The 19963-nt window shown below is 65.5% G+C and carries 18 protein-coding genes, 1 pseudogene and 2 riboswitches; of the genes and pseudogenes, 15 read left to right on the top strand and 4 right to left on the bottom strand.

Translation table 11 applies throughout. The annotated features are described in order from the left end of the window. Positions 1 to 22: 22 nt before the first annotated feature. Both lptG and lptF read right to left on the bottom strand, forming a co-directional pair. Positions 23 to 1120 carry an LPS export ABC transporter permease LptG gene (gene lptG / locus ASC45_RS00565; RefSeq protein WP_055449454.1) on the bottom strand — a complete coding sequence of 366 codons (1098 nt, stop codon included), beginning with the start codon at positions 1118 to 1120 and terminating at the stop codon, positions 23 to 25. Then, a complete protein-coding gene (lptF, locus tag ASC45_RS00560) occupies positions 1120 to 2253 on the bottom strand; it encodes an LPS export ABC transporter permease LptF (RefSeq protein ID WP_055449091.1) in 1134 nt (377 codons plus the stop codon). The genes lptG and lptF overlap by 1 nt, the downstream gene beginning before the upstream one ends. A 261-nt stretch (positions 2254 to 2514) precedes the next feature. Between lptF and ASC45_RS00555 the strand changes: the two genes are divergently transcribed. The 4 genes from ASC45_RS00555 to ASC45_RS00540 all read left to right on the top strand — a co-directional run bounded on the left by ASC45_RS00555 (position 2515) and on the right by ASC45_RS00540 (position 6134). After that, positions 2515 to 3978, top strand: a complete 1464-nt coding sequence (locus tag ASC45_RS00555; RefSeq protein ID WP_055449090.1) for a leucyl aminopeptidase — start codon at positions 2515 to 2517, stop codon at positions 3976 to 3978. A gap of 28 nt (positions 3979 to 4006) precedes the next feature. Next, positions 4007 to 4432 (top strand): DNA polymerase III subunit chi, encoded by a 426-nt coding sequence (locus tag ASC45_RS00550; RefSeq protein ID WP_055449089.1) that lies wholly within the window; start codon positions 4007 to 4009, stop codon positions 4430 to 4432. Next, entirely contained in the window at positions 4429 to 4794 is a 366-nt protein-coding gene (locus ASC45_RS00545) for a hypothetical protein (protein ID WP_055449088.1), read from the top strand. Before ASC45_RS00550 ends, ASC45_RS00545 begins: the two co-directional genes overlap by 4 nt. 203 nt (positions 4795 to 4997) lie before the next feature. After that, complete coding sequence (locus ASC45_RS00540) at positions 4998 to 6134, top strand: branched-chain amino acid ABC transporter substrate-binding protein (RefSeq protein ID WP_055449087.1); 1137 nt, start codon at positions 4998 to 5000, stop codon at positions 6132 to 6134. Positions 6135 to 6325: 191 nt separating this feature from the next. Here ASC45_RS00540 and ASC45_RS00535 read toward each other — a convergent pair whose 3' ends face one another. Next, the gene (locus ASC45_RS00535; RefSeq protein ID WP_055449086.1) at positions 6326 to 6652 is read right to left on the bottom strand and encodes a c-type cytochrome; all 327 of its coding nucleotides are present in this window, start codon (positions 6650 to 6652) and stop codon (positions 6326 to 6328) included. Between the two features lie 195 nt (positions 6653 to 6847). Here ASC45_RS00535 and ASC45_RS00530 point away from each other — a divergent pair, with 195 nt between their 5' ends. The 10 genes from ASC45_RS00530 (at position 6848) to rfbC (ending at position 18103) form a co-directional block, all read left to right on the top strand. After that, the gene (locus ASC45_RS00530) at positions 6848 to 7096 is read left to right on the top strand and encodes a TIGR04438 family Trp-rich protein (RefSeq protein WP_055449085.1); all 249 of its coding nucleotides are present in this window, start codon (positions 6848 to 6850) and stop codon (positions 7094 to 7096) included. Between the two features lie 36 nt (positions 7097 to 7132). Next, positions 7133 to 7228, top strand: a riboswitch (glycine riboswitch). A 3-nt stretch (positions 7229 to 7231) separates the two neighbouring features. After that, positions 7232 to 7336: riboswitch (glycine riboswitch) on the top strand. Between the two features lie 77 nt (positions 7337 to 7413). After that, entirely contained in the window at positions 7414 to 8571 is a 1158-nt protein-coding gene (gcvT, locus tag ASC45_RS00525) for a glycine cleavage system aminomethyltransferase GcvT (RefSeq protein WP_055449084.1), read from the top strand. 68 nt (positions 8572 to 8639) lie between these two features. Further along, positions 8640 to 9014 (top strand): glycine cleavage system protein GcvH, encoded by a 375-nt coding sequence (gcvH, locus tag ASC45_RS00520; RefSeq protein WP_055449083.1) that lies wholly within the window; start codon positions 8640 to 8642, stop codon positions 9012 to 9014. Positions 9015 to 9040: 26 nt separating this feature from the next. Beyond that, positions 9041 to 11917: an aminomethyl-transferring glycine dehydrogenase gene (gene gcvP, locus ASC45_RS00515; protein WP_055449082.1), complete on the top strand. Its 2877-nt coding sequence runs from the start codon at positions 9041 to 9043 to the stop codon at positions 11915 to 11917. 7 nt (positions 11918 to 11924) lie between these two features. Beyond that, positions 11925 to 12995, top strand: coding sequence for a threonine aldolase family protein (locus ASC45_RS00510; RefSeq protein ID WP_055449081.1), 1071 nt, complete (start codon positions 11925 to 11927; stop codon positions 12993 to 12995). A gap of 15 nt (positions 12996 to 13010) precedes the next feature. Beyond that, positions 13011 to 14429: an L-serine ammonia-lyase gene (locus tag ASC45_RS00505; RefSeq protein WP_055449080.1), complete on the top strand. Its 1419-nt coding sequence runs from the start codon at positions 13011 to 13013 to the stop codon at positions 14427 to 14429. A 269-nt stretch (positions 14430 to 14698) separates the two neighbouring features. Then, positions 14699 to 15763, top strand: a complete 1065-nt coding sequence (rfbB, locus tag ASC45_RS00500) for a dTDP-glucose 4,6-dehydratase (protein ID WP_055449079.1) — start codon at positions 14699 to 14701, stop codon at positions 15761 to 15763. Continuing rightward, positions 15760 to 16662 (top strand): dTDP-4-dehydrorhamnose reductase, encoded by a 903-nt coding sequence (rfbD, locus tag ASC45_RS00495; protein ID WP_055449078.1) that lies wholly within the window; start codon positions 15760 to 15762, stop codon positions 16660 to 16662. The genes rfbB and rfbD overlap by 4 nt, the downstream gene beginning before the upstream one ends. Further along, the gene (rfbA, locus tag ASC45_RS00490; protein WP_055449077.1) at positions 16659 to 17558 is read left to right on the top strand and encodes a glucose-1-phosphate thymidylyltransferase RfbA; all 900 of its coding nucleotides are present in this window, start codon (positions 16659 to 16661) and stop codon (positions 17556 to 17558) included. Before rfbD ends, rfbA begins: the two co-directional genes overlap by 4 nt. Next, the gene (gene rfbC, locus ASC45_RS00485) at positions 17555 to 18103 is read left to right on the top strand and encodes a dTDP-4-dehydrorhamnose 3,5-epimerase (RefSeq protein ID WP_055449076.1); all 549 of its coding nucleotides are present in this window, start codon (positions 17555 to 17557) and stop codon (positions 18101 to 18103) included. The genes rfbA and rfbC overlap by 4 nt, the downstream gene beginning before the upstream one ends. 19 nt (positions 18104 to 18122) lie before the next feature. On the opposite strand, the pseudogene ASC45_RS00480 reads toward rfbC, so the two are convergent. Then, a pseudogene (locus ASC45_RS00480) lies at positions 18123 to 18876 on the bottom strand (metallophosphoesterase family protein). A 54-nt stretch (positions 18877 to 18930) separates the two neighbouring features. On the opposite strand from ASC45_RS00480, the gene ASC45_RS00475 reads away from it, so the two are divergent. Next, on the top strand, positions 18931 to 19866 hold the full coding sequence (locus tag ASC45_RS00475; protein WP_055449075.1) for a DMT family transporter: 936 nt from the start codon (positions 18931 to 18933) through the stop codon (positions 19864 to 19866). Positions 19867 to 19963 lie beyond the last annotated feature (97 nt).

Genomic DNA, 19963 nt, shown 5'->3' with positions numbered 1-19963 from the left:
GCAGTCCTCGCCCGGTTTGCGTTCAGCGAAACCGCACCTGCCAGGCGAACACGATCAGTCCCAGCCCGCCGAACAACAGCATGGGCAAGGCCGCGGTGATGGCCGGCGGCCATGTGCCCAGCAGTCCCAGACTCGAAAACAAGGTGTTGAGCAGGATGAACGCAATGCCCAGAACGATGCCCACGAGCACCTTGCCACTGACGCCCTTGGAGCGCGTGTGCAGATAGGCGAAGGGCAGGGCGAGCAGCAGCATGACCACGGCGCTGAAAGGGTAGAGCAGCTTCTTCCAGAGCTGAATTTCATAGCGCTCTGCGGCCTGGCGGTTGGCGTGAAGATGCTGGATGTAGCGCCACAGATCGATGGCCGACATCTTGTCGGGCGCGAGCAGCAACACGCCGAGCACGCTAGGCGAGAGCGAGGTCTGCCAGCGGTAGCTGGGCAAATGACTCACCTTCAGCGCAGCTCCCGTTTGCTGGGGAAGGTCGGTGCGGGTGACGTCGTGCAGCGTCCAGGTGCCGTTGCCCTCGTAACGACCGCTGGCCGCGTGCAGCTCGGCGGAGATCTGCGCCTGGGCGTTGAGCACATAGATATGAACATCGGTCAGGTCGCCGCGAGCATTGATGGCCTTGATGTTGACGGTCTGATTGCCGCTCCGGTCCGAGTCGTTGCGCAGCCAGATACCCGACGCGAGCTGCGTGCCGATGCCCGAACCCTGTCCAGCCTGCAGGCGCACCGAGAGTTGCCCCGCAGCGGGCGCCAGCCATTCGCCGAGGAAGAACAGGGTGATGACCAGGGCCGCGGCCAACTGCAGCAACAGCCCCAGCGCGGCGCGCGGGCTCAGGCCGGAGATCCGCAGAATGACGAACTCACTGCTGGCGGCGAGAGAAGCCAGCGCGAACACGCCACCGACCAGGGTGGCGATGGGCAAGACCTCATAGGCGCGGCTCGGCATGCTCAGCGCCACATGCAGCAGCGTGCCGCTGAGGCTGAAATCGGGTTTGCCCAGGTTGCTCAGGTCGTTGAGCATGTCGATAAAAAACAGCAGCGCCAGAAAGGCAAAGGTCACTAGGCCGATGGCGCTGAGCACATGCAAAAGCAGAAAGCGACGTACGGTACGCATCAGGCTGGCGCCCCCGCGCGCGTGCGGCCTGGCCACAGACGCCGCAGCCAGCCCGATCCCTTGAGCATCAGCAAGGCGAGGAACAAGGCTGCGCCCCCATGCACGAGCAGGAATCCGGCGGAAAAACCCACCCGACCCTCGCTGATCCAGCCCTGCAGCACGTTGAGCAGGTTGAAATAGATGAGATAGACCAGGATGGCGCCGATCAGACTGCCCGCCCGCCCGGTGCGCACCGAACCCGAAGACAGGGGCAGCGCCAGCAGCGCCAGCAGTGCGGCGGACAGCGGTACACCCAGCCGCCAGGACAGCTCGCCCAGCCAGTTGGGAATCGCGGGGTTGAACAGATAGGCCGTCGGCACATTGCGGTTGGGCTGCGTCAGCCAGTTGACCGGGCCTGCCTTGTGGTCCGCCATATTGCTCAGGCCCGAGGTGACGTCCAGACGCATGTCGAGCGAATCGAACGAAGTGATGGTGTAGTTGACCTGACCAGGTGTATGGGCGTAGCGGTTGCCGTTGCGCAGCACCAGGAAAGGCTGGCCTTCGATGCGCTGCACCTGCGCCGAGCGCGCCGTGATCAGCACCGTCTGCCCCGAGGTTTCGTCGCGGATGAAAATATCGTGCGCCACGCCGCCAGCCTGCGCGCCCTTGTCGATGAAGAACACCCGCTTGCCCGAAGCCGACTCGCGGAACTGACCCGGTGCCACCCGCGAAATGTCCGAGCGCTGCTCGAAGCGCGTGCGCAGCGCGGTTGATTGCTGATTGGCCCAGGGCCAGGCGAACAGCGTGAGCGCCGCGATGAGCAGCAGGATGGGCCAGGAAAAGCGCAGCACGCTGCCCATCAGCCGCAGTTGTCCCACGCCGGTGGTGCGCCAGATGGTCATCTCCGAATCCAGCCACATGCGGGTGAAGGTGAGCAGCACCGCGAGGAAAAGCGACAGGGTGATGACGATCTGCAGATAGCTCAGCGCGGTCAGGCCGATCAGCAGGAACACATCCTGCGGGCTGGCCTGCCCATCGGAGGCCTGCCCCAGAATGCGGATCAGCATCAGGGTGATGACCACGGTGAACAGCACGGTGAATGCGCCGCCGAAATTGCGGCTCATTTCACGTCGCAGGGTGAGGTCGAGAAGCATGAGGAAGACGGCTGCCGGTAACGTGCTCTAGGAGCTTGTCGGACTTTAGGATCGCGGGCTGCAAAATGAGCCTGCGGCGCCCGGCGGCAGCGGCTTTTTGCCCCAAAGCAACGGCTATGGGGCTGCAAATCCGCCGCCACATGGCATCCGCATGCCCCTTTTTCGCCCTCCGCGCCCCAAGCCCGACAGGCTCCTGGCGCTCGGCGCGAGACGCAGCGCGATGGAATAATGTGTTGCACAAGTCCCTGAGGAACCCTGCACATGAAATTCAGTATATCCGCCGTCAAAAAGCCGCTGCAGACCAAAACCGACGCCTTGGTCGTCTTCATTCCCGAAGGCCGTGGCGCCAGCGGGCTGGCCGATGCCGAGGCGCTCGACGACCTGATCGCCCAGCTCGCCGTCGATGGCGATTTCAAGGCCAAGCCCGGCAGCGTTCTGCTGCTGCACCGCCCGGCCGTCGTCGCTGCGCGTCGTCTGTTGTTGGTGGGCCTGGCCGCCAAGCCCGAGCTGCGCGACTGGAAAAAGTCGCTGCAGGCCGCAGCCAATATGCTCAAGACCCTGCCGGTGAAGCAGGCGCATCTGCTTTCGGTCAACGGGCTGGACACCCTGGCCGAACTCACGCCCACCGTGTTCTCCGAGGTGTTCTACCGCTACGACACCACGCGAACGGTGGAAGAGACCGATCAGCCTCAGCTCGAGTCCCTTCACCTTTGCGCCGTGGGCGGCGATGCGGTGCCGGCCCGGGCCAAGGCCATGCTGCAACAGGCCGAGGCGGTCGCCATCGGCGTGCGGCTCACCCGCGAGCTCGCCAACCTGCCGGCCAACTACTGCACACCGGCCTATCTGGGCGAGACGGCGAAGAAGCTGGCCAAGGCGCACGGCCTGGACTGCAAGGTGCTGGGCCGGCCCGAGATGGAAAAGCTCGGCATGGGATCGTTTCTTGCCGTGGCGCAGGGCTCGACGCAGCCGCCGCGTTTCATCGTGCTCGAGTATCGTGGTGCGGGCAAGAAGGACGCGCCGCATGTGCTCGTCGGCAAGGGCGTGACCTTCGACACCGGGGGCATTTCGCTCAAGCCCGGCGCCGAGATGGACGAAATGAAGTTCGACATGTCCGGGGCGGCGTCCGTGCTCGGTGCCTTCGAGGCCATCGCCCGGATCAAGCCCAGGCTCAATGTCATTGGCCTGATCGCCGCGACCGAAAACATGCCTGATGGCGGCGCCGTCAAGCCTGGAGATGTGGTCACCAGCATGTCCGGCCAGACCATCGAGATTCTCAACACCGACGCCGAGGGGCGCCTGATTCTGTGCGATGCACTGACCTATGCGGCGCGCTACAAGCCGAAATCGGTCGTCGACATCGCCACCCTGACGGGGGCCTGCGTCATTGCGCTGGGCAAGGTCAACAGCGGTCTGTTCACCGACGACGACGCGCTCGCTCAGGCCCTGCTCGATGCCGGTCGCGCTTCGCTCGATCCCTGCTGGCGCATGCCGCTGGAAGCCGACTACGCCGAAGCGCTCAAGAGCAATTTCGCCGATGTCGCCAATATCGGCGGCCGACCGGCTGGCGCGATCACCGCGGCGTGTTTCCTCTGGCGTTTTGCCAAGGACTACCGCTGGGCGCACCTCGACATTGCTGGTACAGCTTGGAACAGTGGAGCCAACAAGGGCGCGACCGGGCGCCCGGTGCCGCTTCTGGTGCGCTACCTGTTGTCGCAGGCGCAGTGAGCCTCGTTCTTTGCCGCACTGACCCAACATGACCTGCGCCGTCGAATTTCGGGTGGGTCTGCCAGACCCGTTGCGGTACCTCTGCGGCCTGTTGCGCACCGCAACGCAGCGCGGCGCGCGCTTGCTGGTCGTGGGGCCGCAGCCGGTTCTCGAAGAACTCGATCCGCTGCTGTGGACTTTTCAGCCCGGCAGCTTCGTGCCGCATGTCTGGCAGGACGACCCTCTGGTCGACAAGACTCCGGTGATCCTGGCCCCCCAACCCGATCTGCGTCGCGTCGGGCGTTTGCAGGCTTTGGTGAATCTCGGGCCGGACATGGTGGACGGCTGGGAGACGCTGGATCGGGTGATCGAGCTCGTCAGCGAAAATGGTCCTGACAAGCCCGCTGCCCGCGAACGCTTGCGCGCCTATCGTGCAGCAGGCTTGGATCCGACCATCATCCAGGCACGCCCATGAAGCCCTCACCGCCCCATCACGTCGTTCTTCCGGTGCTCACCGAGCGCCTGCCCTCTACCGATGACCTCATCGAAGAAAGGGAGGAGGCCGTGTTCGAGGCGCAACCCTCGGCTTATGCCCAGGCCGTCTACCGAGGGGCGGAATATGAGCAGACCGAGGACGTTCAGGCCGCAGCGCTGCAGCCGACCATGACCCTGGACGAACGATGGCAGCATCTCAGACCCGCCTTGCGTCAGGACGTGCTGGCGCTGGTGAAAGCCGAGCTCGATGCCCTGGCGCCTCAGTTGACCGACCGCCTGCTCGACGCGCTCGAGCCCACTCTGCGGGCATCGATGGCCGCAAGAGACGACGAGCCGACGTGATAGGCCGACGAGGCCGCCGTTGCCCCTCTTCGAGGCGAAATAAGCCTTTCGATCTGTCAACCCGATCCCACCCCGGCACATTGCTTGCTAGTGTTGGGAAAGGCGATCTGTTCAAAAATCTGTAACTCAGCTAATGTATCGCCCTGTCAGCTTGATCCTGACTTCACAACACGACACACGACTTTCCTTTTGGAGGCTCATTCATGAAGCTTAAATATGTTGCTCCGCTGCTGGCGCTGTCCATGGCCATCGGCACCGCCTATGCCGAAGACACCGTCACCGTCACCATCGGCAGCGCATCGCCCCTGTCCGGCCCGCAGGCCAGTTTCGGCCAGGACAACGCTAATGGCGTGAAGATGGCCATCAAAGACCTGAACGCCCAGAACATCGTCATCGGTGGCAAGAAGGTCATCTGGAAGGTCGACGCCCAGGACGACCAAGCCGACCCGAAACAAGCCACCACCGTGGCGCAGAAGTTCGTCGATGAAAAGGTCAACGGCGTCGTCGGTCACCTGAACTCCGGCTGCACCTTCCCCGCGTCGCGCATCTACAACAACGCCGGCATTCCCGACATCACCCCTTCGTCCACCGATCCGAAGATTTCGCAACAAGGCTTCAAGACCTTCTTCCGCATCATCGCCAATGACAATGCGCTGGGCTCGGGTCTGGCCAATTACGCCAAGACCAAGCTGAAGGCCACAAAGGTCGCCGTCATCGATGACCGCACCGCCTACGGCCAAGGCGTGGCCGACGTGTTCGCCAAGACCGCGCAAAAAGACGGCATGAAGGTTGTCGATCGCGAATACACCAACGACAAGGCCACCGACTTTTCCGCCATTCTGACCAAGATCAAGGCGTCCAACCCCGACGTGATTTTCTACGGCGGCATGTATCCCCAAGCCGGTCCGCTGGTTCGCCAGATGCGCCAACTGGGCATCAAGGCCACGCTAATGGGCGGCGACGGTATCTGCGCACCCGAGCTGGGCAAGCTGGCCGGTGAGGCTGTTGCGGGCACGATCTGCGCCGAAGGCGGCTCGCCGCTGAGCCAGATGCCTGGCGGCGAAGCCTGGAAGAAACGCTATGACGCCGAGTTCGGCGCCAATGCCTTCCAGCTTTACTCGCCCTACTCGTACGACGGCACCATGGTGCTGGCCCACGCCATGATGAAGGCCAAGTCGGTCGATCCCAAGAAGTATCTGCCGTTCATCCAGAACATCAACTACAACGGCGTGACCAAGAAAGACATCCACTTCACCAAGACCGGTGAACTGGTGGACGCCACCATCACCATCTCGACGTTCGACAAGGACGGCAAGAAGAGCGTGATTGCGGTGCAGTAAGCCGCACGGTGGTGCGTCGGGTTTGCTCAGCAGGCCCGACATCAACGCCATCGAAAGCGCCCATCCGGGCGCTTTTTTTTTGGGGGGTGGTGTGCACTGGTGGGCGAGCACGAACGCGCCGCAGGAACAAAGAAAAAGCCGAGTCACCAGACGGCGACTCGGCTTTGCAGCGCAGCGTGAGCTGCGATGTATTACTTCTTCAGCGATAGAACCCACTCGGCCAGTTGCTTGGCCTGGGCGGGGGTGACTTGCGGGTTGGCCGGCATTGGCACAGGGCCCCACACGCCGGACACGCCGTGCAGAATGGCGTTGCTCAGGGTGTCGACGGCACCGGGCTTGCCGGCGTACTTGGCGGCCACTTCCTGGTAGGACGGGCCGACCAGTTTCTTGTCCACTGCGTGGCAAGCCAGGCAGTTCTTCGATTTGGCCAGGGCCAGCATGTCTTCAGCGGCGAAAGCCGACGACATGGTCATGGTGGCGGCAGCAGCCAGCGCAGCAGCGAAAACAGCTTTTTTCATTCCAGTCCTCCAGAGGGTTAAACAAAACAGGTACAGCCAAGTAACGCATATTAATCAATTCGGTTGACGTGCTGGGGTAGAACTCGGCGAGAATCTTTGCATCGTTGGCTCAGATTGATCGCAAGCAACACGAGCCGTCCGAAAGCGTGTTTCTTTTTGTATTCTGTCGGCATTTCCACACACGGGTAGGGCGTCATGGCATTCGTCATCCTCGGTCTGATCTTCATCGCGCTCAAGCTTCTGGACGTGGCGCCGGTCGCGGCATGGTCCTGGTGGTGGGTGCTTCTGCCTCTGGCGCTGGCGTTCGTGTGGTGGGAAATCATCGATCCAATGTTCAGCATCTCGAAAAAACGTGCGATGAACGACATGGCCGATCGCCAGAAGGCCAGGCGCCAGAAGTACCGGGAGAGTCTTGGTCTGGGTGGCGAGCGCCGAAAAAAATAGGCTGGGCGCCCAGTCTGAAAGCGCGCTGCGATACACTGCTTCGCGTCAGGAGAGCGCCGCACGCTTGTGGGGCCGCCGAAGGCGTAAACCCGCAGGGGTGTACCGCTCAGGCAAAAGGACTGACCACACCGCAAGGTGTTCCTCACTGGAGAGTGGCGCTGTCGTCGAGCGCTCACCGAAGGGGCAAGTCTGGTCGCTGACCAGATCAATCTCTCAGGTACCCGGGACAGCGAGGGGTTGAGTGCCGTGTCTTGCGCCGATGAAGCGAAGGACATGGTGGCATTGGCGCTTTCGCCTCATCCCCCTTGAGAACTGTCGTGTCCCCTACCGCATCCGACCTGATTTCCACACCTCTGCATGCGCTGCACCTCGAGCTGGGCGCGCGCATGGTGCCGTTTGCCGGCTACGCCATGCCGGTGCAATATCCGGCTGGCATTTTGGCCGAGCACCTTCATGCGAGGCAGGCCGCGGGCTTGTTCGACATTTCGCATATGGGCCAGGTGGCGTTGCGCGGCGATGGCGCGGCAGCGGCGCTGGAAACCCTGGTGCCCATGGACATTCAAGGTCTGCCCGAGGGCAAGCAACGCTATGCGCTGTTCACCAACGCCCAAGGCGGCATTCTCGACGACCTGATGGTGATTCCCAGGGCGCGGGCGGACGGGGGCGGGCAGGAGTTGTTCCTCATCGTCAACGCGGCCTGCAAGGCACAAGACATGGCCCTGCTGCAGACCCTGTCCGATCGCTGCGAGGTGGCGCCCATGCCCGAGCAGGCCCTGCTGGCGCTGCAGGGTCCGCAGGCCGTGCAGACCTTTGCGCGCCTGGTGCCGCAGGCTTCCGATCTGGTCTTCATGACGGGCGCCTGGATGGACGTGCCCGCCGCGGGCGGGCCGATTCGGATTTTTGCCACGCGCAGCGGATATACCGGCGAGGATGGCCTGGAGATTTCTGTCGCTGCGGCCGATGCCGAACGGCTGGCGCGTTTGCTTCTGGCCTTTCCCGAAGTGAAACCCATCGGCCTGGGCGCGCGCGACACCCTGCGTCTCGAAGCTGGTCTGTGCCTCTACGGCCACGATATCGATGGCTCGACCACGCCGGTCGAGGCGGGCCTGACCTGGGCCATCCAGAAAGTGCGGCGTACCAGCGGCGCCCGCGCCGGAGGCTTTCCCGGTGCCGACATCATTCTGGCGCAGATCGACAACCCGACCCTGGCGCCCCGACGTCGCATCGGCCTGATCGGGCTGGATCGAACGCCCGTGCGCGAGGGCACCGACCTGCTGGCCGCCGACGGCCGCCATGCCGGGCGTGTCACCAGCGGCAGCTTTGCGCCGAGCGCCGGTGGCCCGGTGGCGATGGCCTATGTGGCCGCCGAGTTCGCCGTGCCCGGCGGCACGCTACACGCGCAGGTGCGCGGGCGCGGCGTGCCCATGCAGTTGCAACCCATGCCCTTCGTCCCGCATCGCTACTGGCGTGGATGAAAGCTGCTTAAGCCTGTTTTTTCAGTGCCCCATCCTTCCCCCCTCTTTTTGGATACCTGGAGTTCTCCATGACCCTGAAATTCACCCCCGACCATGAATGGATTCGCGTCGACGCCAACGGCGTCGCCACCGTAGGCATCACCCCGCATGCGCAGGACGCGCTGGGCGATGTGGTGTTCGTCGATCTGCCCGAGGTGGGCAAGACCTACGCCGCTCACGACACCGTCGGTGTGGTCGAGTCGGTGAAGGCTGCGGCCGATGTGTTCAGCCCGGTGTCGGGCGAGGTCACCGAGGTCAACGAAGCCCTACGCGCCGATCCCTCGCTGGCCAACACCGACCCGCAAAACAGCGGCTGGTTCTTCCGCATCAAGCTGTCCGATCCCAGCCAGCTCGACGCTCTGATGGACGAAGCCGCCTACGCCGAACTGCTCAAGAACGCCTGAACACACCTGCCTTGTCGGAGAACCGCATGTTGATGTCCACCCAACCCGCGCTGCGCGAACTCGAAGACGCGCAGGCCTTCCAGCGCCGCCACATCGGCCCCGACGCTGCCGATCAGCAGCGCATGCTGCAGGCTCTGGGCGCGAGCGATCTGTCCGGCCTGATGCAGGCGGTGATTCCGGCGGCCATCCGCCGCCAGCAGGCCTTCGATCTGCCGGGGGCCATCGACGAGGCCCAGGCGCTGAAGGCATTGCGCAGCGTCGCCAGCGGCAACCGGGTGATGCGCAGCTACATCGGCCAGGGCTATTTCAATGCCTTGATGCCCGGCGTCATCCAGCGCAACGTGCTGGAAAACCCGGCCTGGTACACCGCCTACACCCCGTATCAGCCCGAGATCAGCCAGGGGCGGCTGGAAGCGCTGCTCAATTTCCAGACCATGGTGGCCGATCTCACCGGCATGGACGTGTCCAACGCCTCCATGCTCGACGAGGCCACCGCCGCCGCCGAGGCCATGACCCTGGCGCTGCGGTCGACCAAGGGCAGGTCGCAACGCTTTTTCGTCGCTGACGACGTGCTGCCGCAAACCCTCGAAGTGCTGCATACCCGCGCCGCGCCGCTTGGCATCGAGGTGGTCAGCGGCGCTGCCGATGAAGCGCTGGAAGGCGATTATTTCGGGGTGCTGCTGCAATATCCCGGCGCCGACGGCGCGGTGCGCGATGACCGCGAACGCATCGCCGCGCTCAAGGCGCGGGGCATGCTCGTCATCGTCGCGGCCGATCTGCTGGCGCTTACGCTGCTGATGTCGCCCGGCGAACTCGGCGCCGACATCGCCTGCGGCACCACGCAGCGCTTCGGCCTGCCGCTGGGGTTCGGCGGCCCGCATGCCGGTTATCTGGCGGTGCGCGACGCGCTCAAGCGCTCGCTGCCCGGTCGTCTGGTCGGGGTCAGCCAGGACGCGCACGGCCAGCCTGCCTATCGTCTGGCGCTGCAGACCCGCGAGCAGCACATCCGCCGCGAAAAGGCCACCAGCAATATCTGCACCGCACAGGTGCTGCCCGCCGTGCTGGCGAGCATGTATGCGGTCTATCACGGCCCCGAGGGGCTCAAACGCATCGCTCAGCGGGTGCATGCCTACACCGTGTTGCTGGCCCAGGGCCTGGAGCAGGCCGGGTTGCCGGTGCTCAATGGCGAGTTTTTCGACACCCTGACGGTGCACACCGGCGCGCGCACCGAGGCCGTGCATGCCGCCGCGCTGGCGCGGGGCATCAACTTCCGCCGCATCGGCGCGCAGCATGTTGCGGTGTCGCTGGACGAAACCGTGACCCGCGACGATCTGGCCGACATCCTGGCCTGTTTTGGCGTGGACGCGGCGCCGCTGCTTGCCGCAGCCGAAAAAGGCGTGGCGCCACGCTGGCCGCAGCAACTCGCGCGAAGCAGCGCGTTTCTGTCCCACCCGGTGTTCCATCGCTATCACAGCGAAACCGAGATGCTGCGGTATTTGCGCCGCCTGGCCGACAAGGACATCGCGCTCGATCGCGCCATGATTCCGCTGGGCTCCTGCACCATGAAGCTCAACGCCACCAGCGAGATGGTGCCCATCACCTGGCCCGAGTTCGCTTCCATCCACCCCTTCGCCCCGGCCGATCAGACCCGTGGCTACGCCCAGCTCGCGCAGCAGCTCGAACAATGGCTGTGCGCGGCCACCGGCTACGACGCCATGTGCCTGCAGCCCAACGCCGGATCGCAAGGCGAATACGCCGGGCTGCTGGTCATTCGCGCCTATCACGCCAGCCGGGGTGAAGGGCATCGCGATGTCTGCCTCATTCCGTCTTCCGCCCACGGCACCAACCCGGCCTCGGCGCAGATGGTCGGCATGCGGGTGGTCGTCACCGCCTGCGATGCTCAGGGCAACGTCGATCTGGCCGATCTGCGCGCCAAGGCCGAGCTGCACAGCGCCAACCTGGCCGCCTGCATGATCACCTACCCGAGCACCCACGGCGTGTTCGAGACCGAGGTGCGCGCCATCTGCGACATCATCCATCAGCATGGCGGGCAGGTGTATGTGGACGGCGCCAATATGAACGCGCTGGTCGGTCTGGCCAGCCCGCCCGAGTTCGGCGCGGACGTGTCGCACCTGAATCTGCACAAGACCTTCTGCATACCGCACGGCGGCGGCGGCCCGGGTGTGGGGCCGATCGGCGTGCGCGCGCATCTGGCGCCCTTCCTGCCGGTGCACCGTTCGGCGGGTATCGATCGCAAGGATGCCGTTGGGGCGGTCAGCGCCGCGCCTCTGGGCAATGCCAGCGTGCTGCCCATTTCGTGGATGTATATGCGCATGATGGGAGCTGATGGCCTCACCCAGGCCAGCCGCGTGGCCATTCTGTCGGCCAACTACATCGCCGAGAAGCTCAAAGCCCACTATCCCGTGCTCTACACCGGCGAGAACGGCCGCGTGGCGCACGAGTGCATTCTCGATCTGCGCCCGCTGAAAGACGCCACCGGCATCAGCAACGAAGACGTGGCCAAGCGCTTGATGGACTATGGCTTCCACGCGCCGACCATGAGCTTCCCGGTGCCGGGCACGCTGATGATCGAGCCGACCGAGAGCGAATCGCTCGCCGAACTCGATCGCTTCATCGAGGCCATGATCGCCATCCGCGCCGAGATCGCCCGGGTCGAGCGCGGCGAATGGCCGCAGGACGACAACCCGCTCAAGGCTGCGCCGCACACCGCCGCCAGTGTGCTCGGCGCGGAGTGGCCGCATGCGCACAGCCGCGAGCAGGCCGCGTTCCCGACGCCTGCGCTCAAGGCGAACAAGTACTGGCCGCCGGTGGGCCGGGTGGACAACGCCTGGGGCGACCGCAACCTGCAATGCGCCTGCCTGCCCATCAGCGATTACGCCTGAGCCCTTCATGCAAACCCCTGAAATCCAACAACATTTCGCCAGCGACAACTACGCCGGCATCTGCCCCGAAGCCCTGCACTGGCTGCTGCAGGCCAATGCCTCGGGCCATCAGCCGGCCTATGGCGACGACGGCTGGACGCACCGCGTCTCCGACCGGCTGCGCGAGCTGTTCCAGACCGACTGCGACGTTTATTTCGTGTTCAACGGCACCTCGGCCAATTCGCTGGCGCTGGCGTCCATGTGTCAGAGCTATCACTCGGTGATCTGCACGCCCGTGGCGCATATCGAAACCGACGAGTGCGGCTGCCCGGAGTTTTTCTCCGGCGGCTCCAAGCTGCTGATCACCGAAAACGACAGTGCCCAGGCGCGTCGCGGCAAGCTCACGCCCGATGCGATCGACGCCCTGGTCACCAAGCGCAGCGACATCCACTTCCCCAAGCCCAAGGTCGTGTCCATCACCCAGGCCACCGAGCTGGGCACCGTCTACAGCGTCGAGGAGGTGCGCGCGATTGCCGCCATGGCCAAGCGCCACCATCTCAAGCTGCACATGGACGGGGCGCGATTCGCCAACGCCGTGGCCACGCTGGGCTGTCATCTGAGCGACATCACCTGGCGCGCCGGCGTGGACGTGCTGTGCTTCGGCGGTACCAAGAACGGCCTGCCCGTGGGTGAGGCCGTGGTGTTCTTCGACCGCGAGATGTCCGCCGATTTCGCCTGGCGGGTGAAGCAGGCCGGACAACTCGCCTCGAAGATGCGCTTCATTTCCGCGCCCTGGCTGGGCATGCTGGAAAACGACACCTGGCTGCGTCATGCGCGCCACGCCAACGCCATGGCGCAGCGCCTGTACGCGGCCATCCATGCTGTGCCCGGTGTGCGGGTGATGCACCCGCCCGAGGCCAATGCGGTGTTCGCCCATCTGCCGCGTGCCGTCATCGACGCCCTGCACGGCAAGGGCTGGCGCTTCTACGAATTCATCGCCGACGGCGGCTGCCGCCTGATGTGCGCCTGGGATACCACGCCGGAATCGGTCGATGCCTTCGCTGCGGATTTGGCCGCAGCCTGTGCCGCGCAGGTTTGATCTGAGGAACGCTCCGTGGCCGTCTCGGTGTTCGATCTGTTCAAGGTGGGCATCGGGCCGAGCAGCTCACACACCGTCGGGCCGATGCGCGCGGCCAAGCTGTTCGTCGACTACCTGCGGCAGGTGGGCCTGCTCGATCGCACCGCGCGTCTGAGCTGCGCCCTGCACGGCTCACTCGGGGCGACGGGCAAGGGCCATGGCAGCGACACCGCGGTGATGCTCGGCCTCATGGGCGAGGCGCCTGATACCGTCGATGTCGACAGCGTGCCTCAGCGCATTGCCGAGCTGCGCGCGCAGCACCGGCTGGCGCTTGCCGGTGGACCCGTGGTCGACTTTGACCCCGCACGCGACATCGAATTTTATGCCTTGCAGCCGCTGCCGCTGCATGCCAACGGCATGCGCTTCACCGCCTTCGATGCTCATGGCGCTGAACTCGTGCAGCGGGTGTATTACTCGGTCGGCGGCGGCTTTGTCGTGAGCGAGCAGCTCGCCACCGACGGCAGCCGACAGCAGGCCATCGCCCCCGATACCACCGTGCTGCCGCTGCCCTTCCACAGCGGCGCCGAGCTGCTCGTCTTGGCGCGGCAGCATGGCAGCATCGCCGCCGTCATGCGCATCAACGAACGGCATTGGCGCACCGATGCCGACATCGATGCGGGCCTGCTCGCCATATGGCGGGTGATGCAGGCCTGCGTGGCGCGCGGCTGCGCGACTGAGGGCGCCTTGCCCGGCTGGCTGAAGGTGCGCCGCCGTGCCGCCGACTGGTACCAGCGCCTGGGCGGCACGCTGCCCATCCCTGCCACAGGCGTGCAGTTGCCGCCCGGCGCGCGGGCCGATCCCCTGCAACTGCTCGACTGGGTCAATCTGTTCGCTCTCGCGGTCAATGAAGAAAACGCCGCCGGTGGCCGCGTGGTCACCGCGCCGACCAACGGCGCCGCCGGCATCATCCCCGCCGCGCTGCATTACTACACCCGCTTCGTCCCCGGCGCGAGCGACGCGGGGGTGATCGACTTTCTGCTCACCGCAGGCGCCATCGGCCTGCTCTACAAGGAAAACGCCTCGATCAGCGGCGCCGAAGTCGGCTGTCAGGGCGAGGTCGGCGTGGCCTGCTCCATGGCGGCCGCGGGCCTGTGCGCCGTGCTCGGCGGCACACCCGAGCAGGTCGAGAACGCTGCCGAGATCGGCATGGAACACCACCTCGGCCTGACCTGCGACCCCGTCGGCGGCTTGGTGCAAGTGCCCTGCATCGAGCGCAACGCCATCGCCTCGGTGCAGGCGCTCAACGCCGCACGCATGGCGCTCAACGGCGACGGGCGGCACATCGTCTCGCTCGATCAGGTCATCAAGACCATGCGAGACACCGGCGCCGACATGCAGACCAAGTACAAGGAAACCGCCCGCGGCGGTTTGGCGGTGAACATCGTCGAGTGCTGACAACGAAGGTCATCGTTGGCACTTCGATAAAGTACAGGCTTGAACCCAGATTGTCCATTAGGCGGCGCTTCGCGCCTGCATGGGCGCTGGCGGTCGGCTTGGGGCGTCTTTGCCCCCGCGCTTCGCGCCCATAGCTTGGGCTATGGGCTTGTCGCCCGGGGCCAAATCCATCCCCAATCCACCTCGCCATCATCCCATGCCCTAATGAACAATCTGGGTCGATGCGTGCTAAATGATCGAGGCGCAACCTTCCAACGACAACTCAGATCATGATCTTCCTCACCGGAGCCGCCGGATTCATCGGCGCCAACTTTGTGCACCACTGGCTTGCCGAGCGCGACGAGCCCGTGCTGGTGCTCGACGCGCTGACCTACGCCGGCAACCTGGAGAGCCTGGCCAGCGTGCAGGGCGATGCGCGCTATCACTTCGCCCGCGTCGACATCTGCGACCGCCCCGCGGTGGCCGCGCTGCTGGCCGCGCACCGCCCGCGCGCCGTGCTGCACTTCGCCGCCGAGAGCCATGTCGATCGCTCCATTCACGGCCCCGGCGACTTCATCCGCACCAATGTGCAGGGCACTTTCGAGCTGCTCGAAGCCACCCGCGCCCACTGGGCCACGCTGCCCGCGGGCGACCAAGCCACCTTCCGCTTCCTGCACGTCTCCACCGACGAGGTCTACGGCAGCCTCGGCCCCACCGACCCCGCCTTCACCGAGACCACCTCCTACGCCCCCAACAGCCCCTATAGCGCGAGCAAGGCCGCCAGCGACCACCTCGTGCGCGCCTGGCACCACACCTACGGCCTGCCGGTGCTCACGACCAACTGCTCCAACAACTACGGCCCCTATCAGTTCCCCGAGAAACTCATTCCGCTGATGATCCACAACGCCCTGGCCGGCAAACCCTTGCCGGTGTACGGCGACGGCCAGAACGTGCGCGACTGGCTGTATGTGGAAGACCACTGCCGCGCCATCGCCCGTGTGCTCGAAGCCGGTGTTCTCGGCGAGACCTACAACGTCGGCGGCTGCAACGAGGTGAAGAACCTCGACGTGGTGCACACCCTGTGCGACCTGCTCGACGAGCTGCGCCCCAAGGCCGACGGCGGCAGCTACAAGGCCCAGATCACCTTTGTGACTGACCGCCCCGGCCATGACCGCCGCTATGCCATCGACGCGCGCAAGATCGAACGCGAGCTCGGCTGGACGCCGCAGGAGACCTTCGCCACCGGGCTGCGCAAGACCGTGCAGTGGTACCTCGACCATCCCGACTGGGTGGCGCATGTCACCAGCGGCGCCTACCGCCAGTGGATCGGCAAGCAGTACGGCGCGAAAGCATGAACACCCCGCGCCTGCTGCTGCTCGGCGCCGACGGCCAGGTCGGCTGGGAACTGCGCCGCGCCCTGCTGCCGCTGGGCGAGGTGCTGCCGATGACCCGCGCCCAGGCCGATCTGGCCGACCTCGACGGCCTGCGCGCCCTGCTGGCGCGGCAGCAGCCCGATGTCATCGTCAACGCCGCCGCCTACACCGCCGTGGACAAGGCCGAGACCGAGGCCGAACTGGCCCAGCGCATCAACGCCGCCGCGCCGCAGGTGCTCGCCGACCATGCCGCACAAACCGGCGCCTGGCTGGTGCATTACTCCACCGACTACGTCTTCGACGGCACGAACGCCGCCGCCTATGCCGAGACCGATGCGCCCAAGCCGCAAAGCGCATACGGCCGCAGCAAGCTCGCTGGAGAGGAGGCGATTGCCGCCAGCGGCTGCCGCCACCTCATCCTGCGCACCTCCTGGGTGTATGCCGCGCGCGGAAGCAACTTCGCCAAGACCATGCTGCGCCTGGCCGCCGAGCGCGACAGCCTGCGCGTGGTGGCCGACCAGATCGGCGCGCCCACCAGTGCCGAGCTCATCGCCGACACCACTGCTCTGATGCTCCACCTGCTGCGCAGCGACGCCGCGCTGGCCCAACGCGCAAGCGGCCTGTACCACCTCACCGCGCAGGGCAGCACCTCCTGGCATGGTTATGCGCAGTTCGTCCTGGCGCAGGCCGCAGCGCGCGGCATGGCGCTGCGCTGCACGCCTGACGCGGTGCAGCCGATCAGCACGGCCGAATTTCCGCTTCCCGCCCCGCGCCCGGCCAACTCGCGCCTGGCATGCGACAAACTCCAAGCCACCTTCGGCCTCACCCTGCCGCCCTGGCAAACCCAGGTGCAACGACTCATCGACGAACTCCCCGCATGACTCCTCCCGTGACTCAGACCCGCAAAGGCCTCATCCTCGCCGGTGGCTCCGGCACGCGCCTGTACCCCGTCACCCAAGCCGTGAGCAAGCAACTGCTGCCGGTGTATGACAAGCCGATGATCTACTACCCGCTGTCGGCGCTCATGCTCGCCGGTATCCGCGACGTGCTCATCATCTCCACCCCGCAGGACACGCCGCGCTTTGCGCAACTGCTTGGCGACGGCAGCCAATGGGGCCTGAACCTGCAGTATGCGGTGCAGCCCAGCCCCGACGGTCTGGCGCAGGCCTTCATCATCGGCCGCGACTTCATCGGCAACGCCGCCTGCAGCCTGGTGCTGGGCGACAACCTGTTCTGGGGCCACGACCTGCAGGTCTCGCTCAAACAGGCCCATGCCAAGACCGAAGGCGCCACCGTCTACGCCTACCACGTGCACGACCCCGAACGCTACGGTGTGGTCGAGTTCGACGCCACGGGCCGCGCCATCAGCATCGAAGAAAAACCCGTCCATCCCAAGAGCAGCTACGCCGTCACCGGCCTGTACTTCTACGACAGCCAGGTGGTCGACATCGCCGCCAGCCTCAAGCCCTCTCCTCGCGGCGAGCTGGAGATCACCGACGTCAACCGCGTCTATCTGCAGCAGGGCACGCTGCAGGTGCAGACCCTGGGTCGCGGCTACGCCTGGCTCGATACCGGCACCCACGACAGCCTGCTCGAAGCCGGGCATTTCATCGCCACCATCGAGAAACGCCAGGGTCTCAAAGTGGCTTGCCCCGAGGAGATCGCCTTCCGCAACCACTGGATCGACGCCGCCCAGCTCCAAGCGCTTGCCGCGCCGATGAAAAAGAACGGTTACGGCCAGTACCTGCTGCGGCTGCTGGCGGAGGAGAAGGTATGAACGTCATTCCCACGGCCCTGCCCGAAGTGCTCATCCTGGAGCCCAAGGTCTTCGGTGACGACCGCGGCTTCTTCTTCGAGAGCTACAACCGCAAGACCTTCGCCGCAGATACCGGGCTGGATGTCGAGTTCGTGCAGGACAACCATTCCAAATCCGCCAAGGGTGTGCTGCGCGGTCTGCACTACCAGCTGGTCAAGCCGCAGGGCAAGCTGGTGCGCGCCGTCTCCGGCACGGTGTGGGACGTGGCGGTGGACTTGCGCAAAAGCTCGCCGCGCTTCGGGCAATGGGTGGGCGTGGAGCTGAGCGCCGATAACAAGCGCCAGCTCTGGGTGCCGCCCGGCTTCGGCCACGGCTTCGTGGTGCTGAGCGACACCGCCGACTTTCTCTACAAGACCACCGACTACTGGTACCCCGAGCACGAGCGCGCCGTGGTGTGGAACGACTCCGATCTGGCCATAGACTGGCCGCTGGCAGGCAGTGCGCCGCAGCTTGCGGCCAAGGATGCTGCAGCGCCGCGTCTGGCGGATGCCGAGGTTTTCGACTGAATCTCTACCGGCGCGCGCCTCATGTCGCCGCAGCCCAGCCGCTCTGCAACCATAGCGCCCAGTCGTACGCGCCGTTGCGCCGGGCCTGCGCAGCGGCTTGCTCCCAGTCGTAGGCCACGGCGATCAGCGCCACGCTCCAGCCGCTGCCGCTGCGCTCGCACAGGGCGTAGCGTGCATGCGGGCTGCCGTTGCGTATCCAGTGCAGTCCGCCGTGGTCATCGTCATAGGCCTGCAGGCCGACGCTACCGGGGTTGACCACCAGCGGGCCGCCGGGAAGCTGCATCACACCCGGATGATGGCTGTGGCCGCAGACCACGAGTTCCGCCCCCTACGCCGCGCACGCGCTCGCCCACCTCGCCGGGCGTAGCAGCCCGCACCCCTGAGGGCTCGGCGGCATCGACCGTGTCGAGCAGATACTCCAGATCGCTGTCTGGCCTGCCGTGCACCATGAGGACCCCGGGCACCGGCTCCAACCGACCGGTCAGCGCGGCCAGCCATTCGCGTTGTGCTGCCGTGGTGTGCTCGAACGCATATTGATCTGACGCGCCGCCGGGGCGTCGAGCGCAGGCCAGCAACTGTCGCTCGTGGTTGCCTGCGATGGTCGGCAGGTTCAGCGCCATGAGCCGCTCAGCGGTTTCACGCGGCCACAGCGGGCCGCTGAGCAGGTCACCGCAGTTCACCGTGAGATCGGCACCGCGCCCGGCGATGTCGGCGAGCACCGCTTCAAGGGCAGGCAGGTTGCCGTGAATGTCGGAGACGATGGCGATACGCATGATGGCGACAAGCAGAAAAACACGCGCACTGAAACGCACTGAAATAATGCACCCATGCCACACGATAAACCACGCCTGCTCGATCCGCAAACCGCCTTGTTGCTCACCCTGCCGCCGCTGTTCTGGGCTGGCAACGCCGTGGTCGGGCGGTTGATGGTGGGGCAGATTCCGCCGCTGGCTCTGAGTTTCTACCGCTGGCTATTCGCCTTGCTGCTGGCGCTGCTCATCGTCGGCCCCGATCTGTGGCGCCACCGCGCGGTGGTGCGGCGCAGGTGGGTGTCGCTGGCCATCATGGGTATGCTGGGCGTGGGCAGCTACAACTCGCTGCAGTATGTGGCGCTGGAGACCACCACCCCGCTCAATGTCTCGCTCATCACGTCGAGTGCGCCGGTGTTCATCCTGCTCATCGGCGGTGCGTTCTACAAGCAGGCGGTGGGATGGGCGCAATGGGTGGGCGCGCTGCTGTCGATTGCCGGGGTGGCGCTGGTGGTGGCCAAGGGCGATCTGGCGCATCTGGCGGCACTGCATGTCGCGCCGGGCGACCTCATCATGCTGGTCGCGGTGTTCCTTTGGGCCATCTACACCTGGGAGCTGCGGCAGCGGCCATTGGGCCTGGCACCGATGACCTCACTGGCGGCGCAGATGATCTGGGGCGTGCTGTCCATTCTGCCTTTCATGCTGGCCGAACGCTGGATCGGCGGGCAGGTCACGCACTGGGGCGGCCCGGTGTGGCTGGCGCTGGCCTATGTGGCGGTACTGCCTTCGCTGCTGGCCTACTGGTGCTGGGGGAGCGCGGTCGGGCGCGTGGGGGCGCAGATTCCGGCGTACTTCGGCAATCTCGCCCCGCTGTTCGCCGCGCTTCTGAGCTGGCTGTTTCTGCACGAGACCATTCACTGGTACCACCTGTGGGCGGCTCTGTTGATCTTCGCTGGGATTCATGTGGCACTCAATGCACGCAAGCAGCCGGTGGCGCTGGAACAGGAACTGTGAGCGCCCCCAGGGCCGGGCGTTGCCCAGCCTACCCCTGCCATGTAAAGTGCGGTGGGGTGGCAGAAGCACGCCAAAGCCCCATCAAGCCGCCGTCATG

Origin of the sequence: Thiomonas bhubaneswarensis, from assembly GCF_001418255.1 — a bacterium.
Taxonomy (GTDB): Bacteria; Pseudomonadota; Gammaproteobacteria; order Burkholderiales; family Burkholderiaceae_C; genus Thiomonas; species Thiomonas bhubaneswarensis.
Note: the sequence above shows the minus strand (reverse complement) of the source record. Positions and strands in the feature narration are given on the sequence as shown.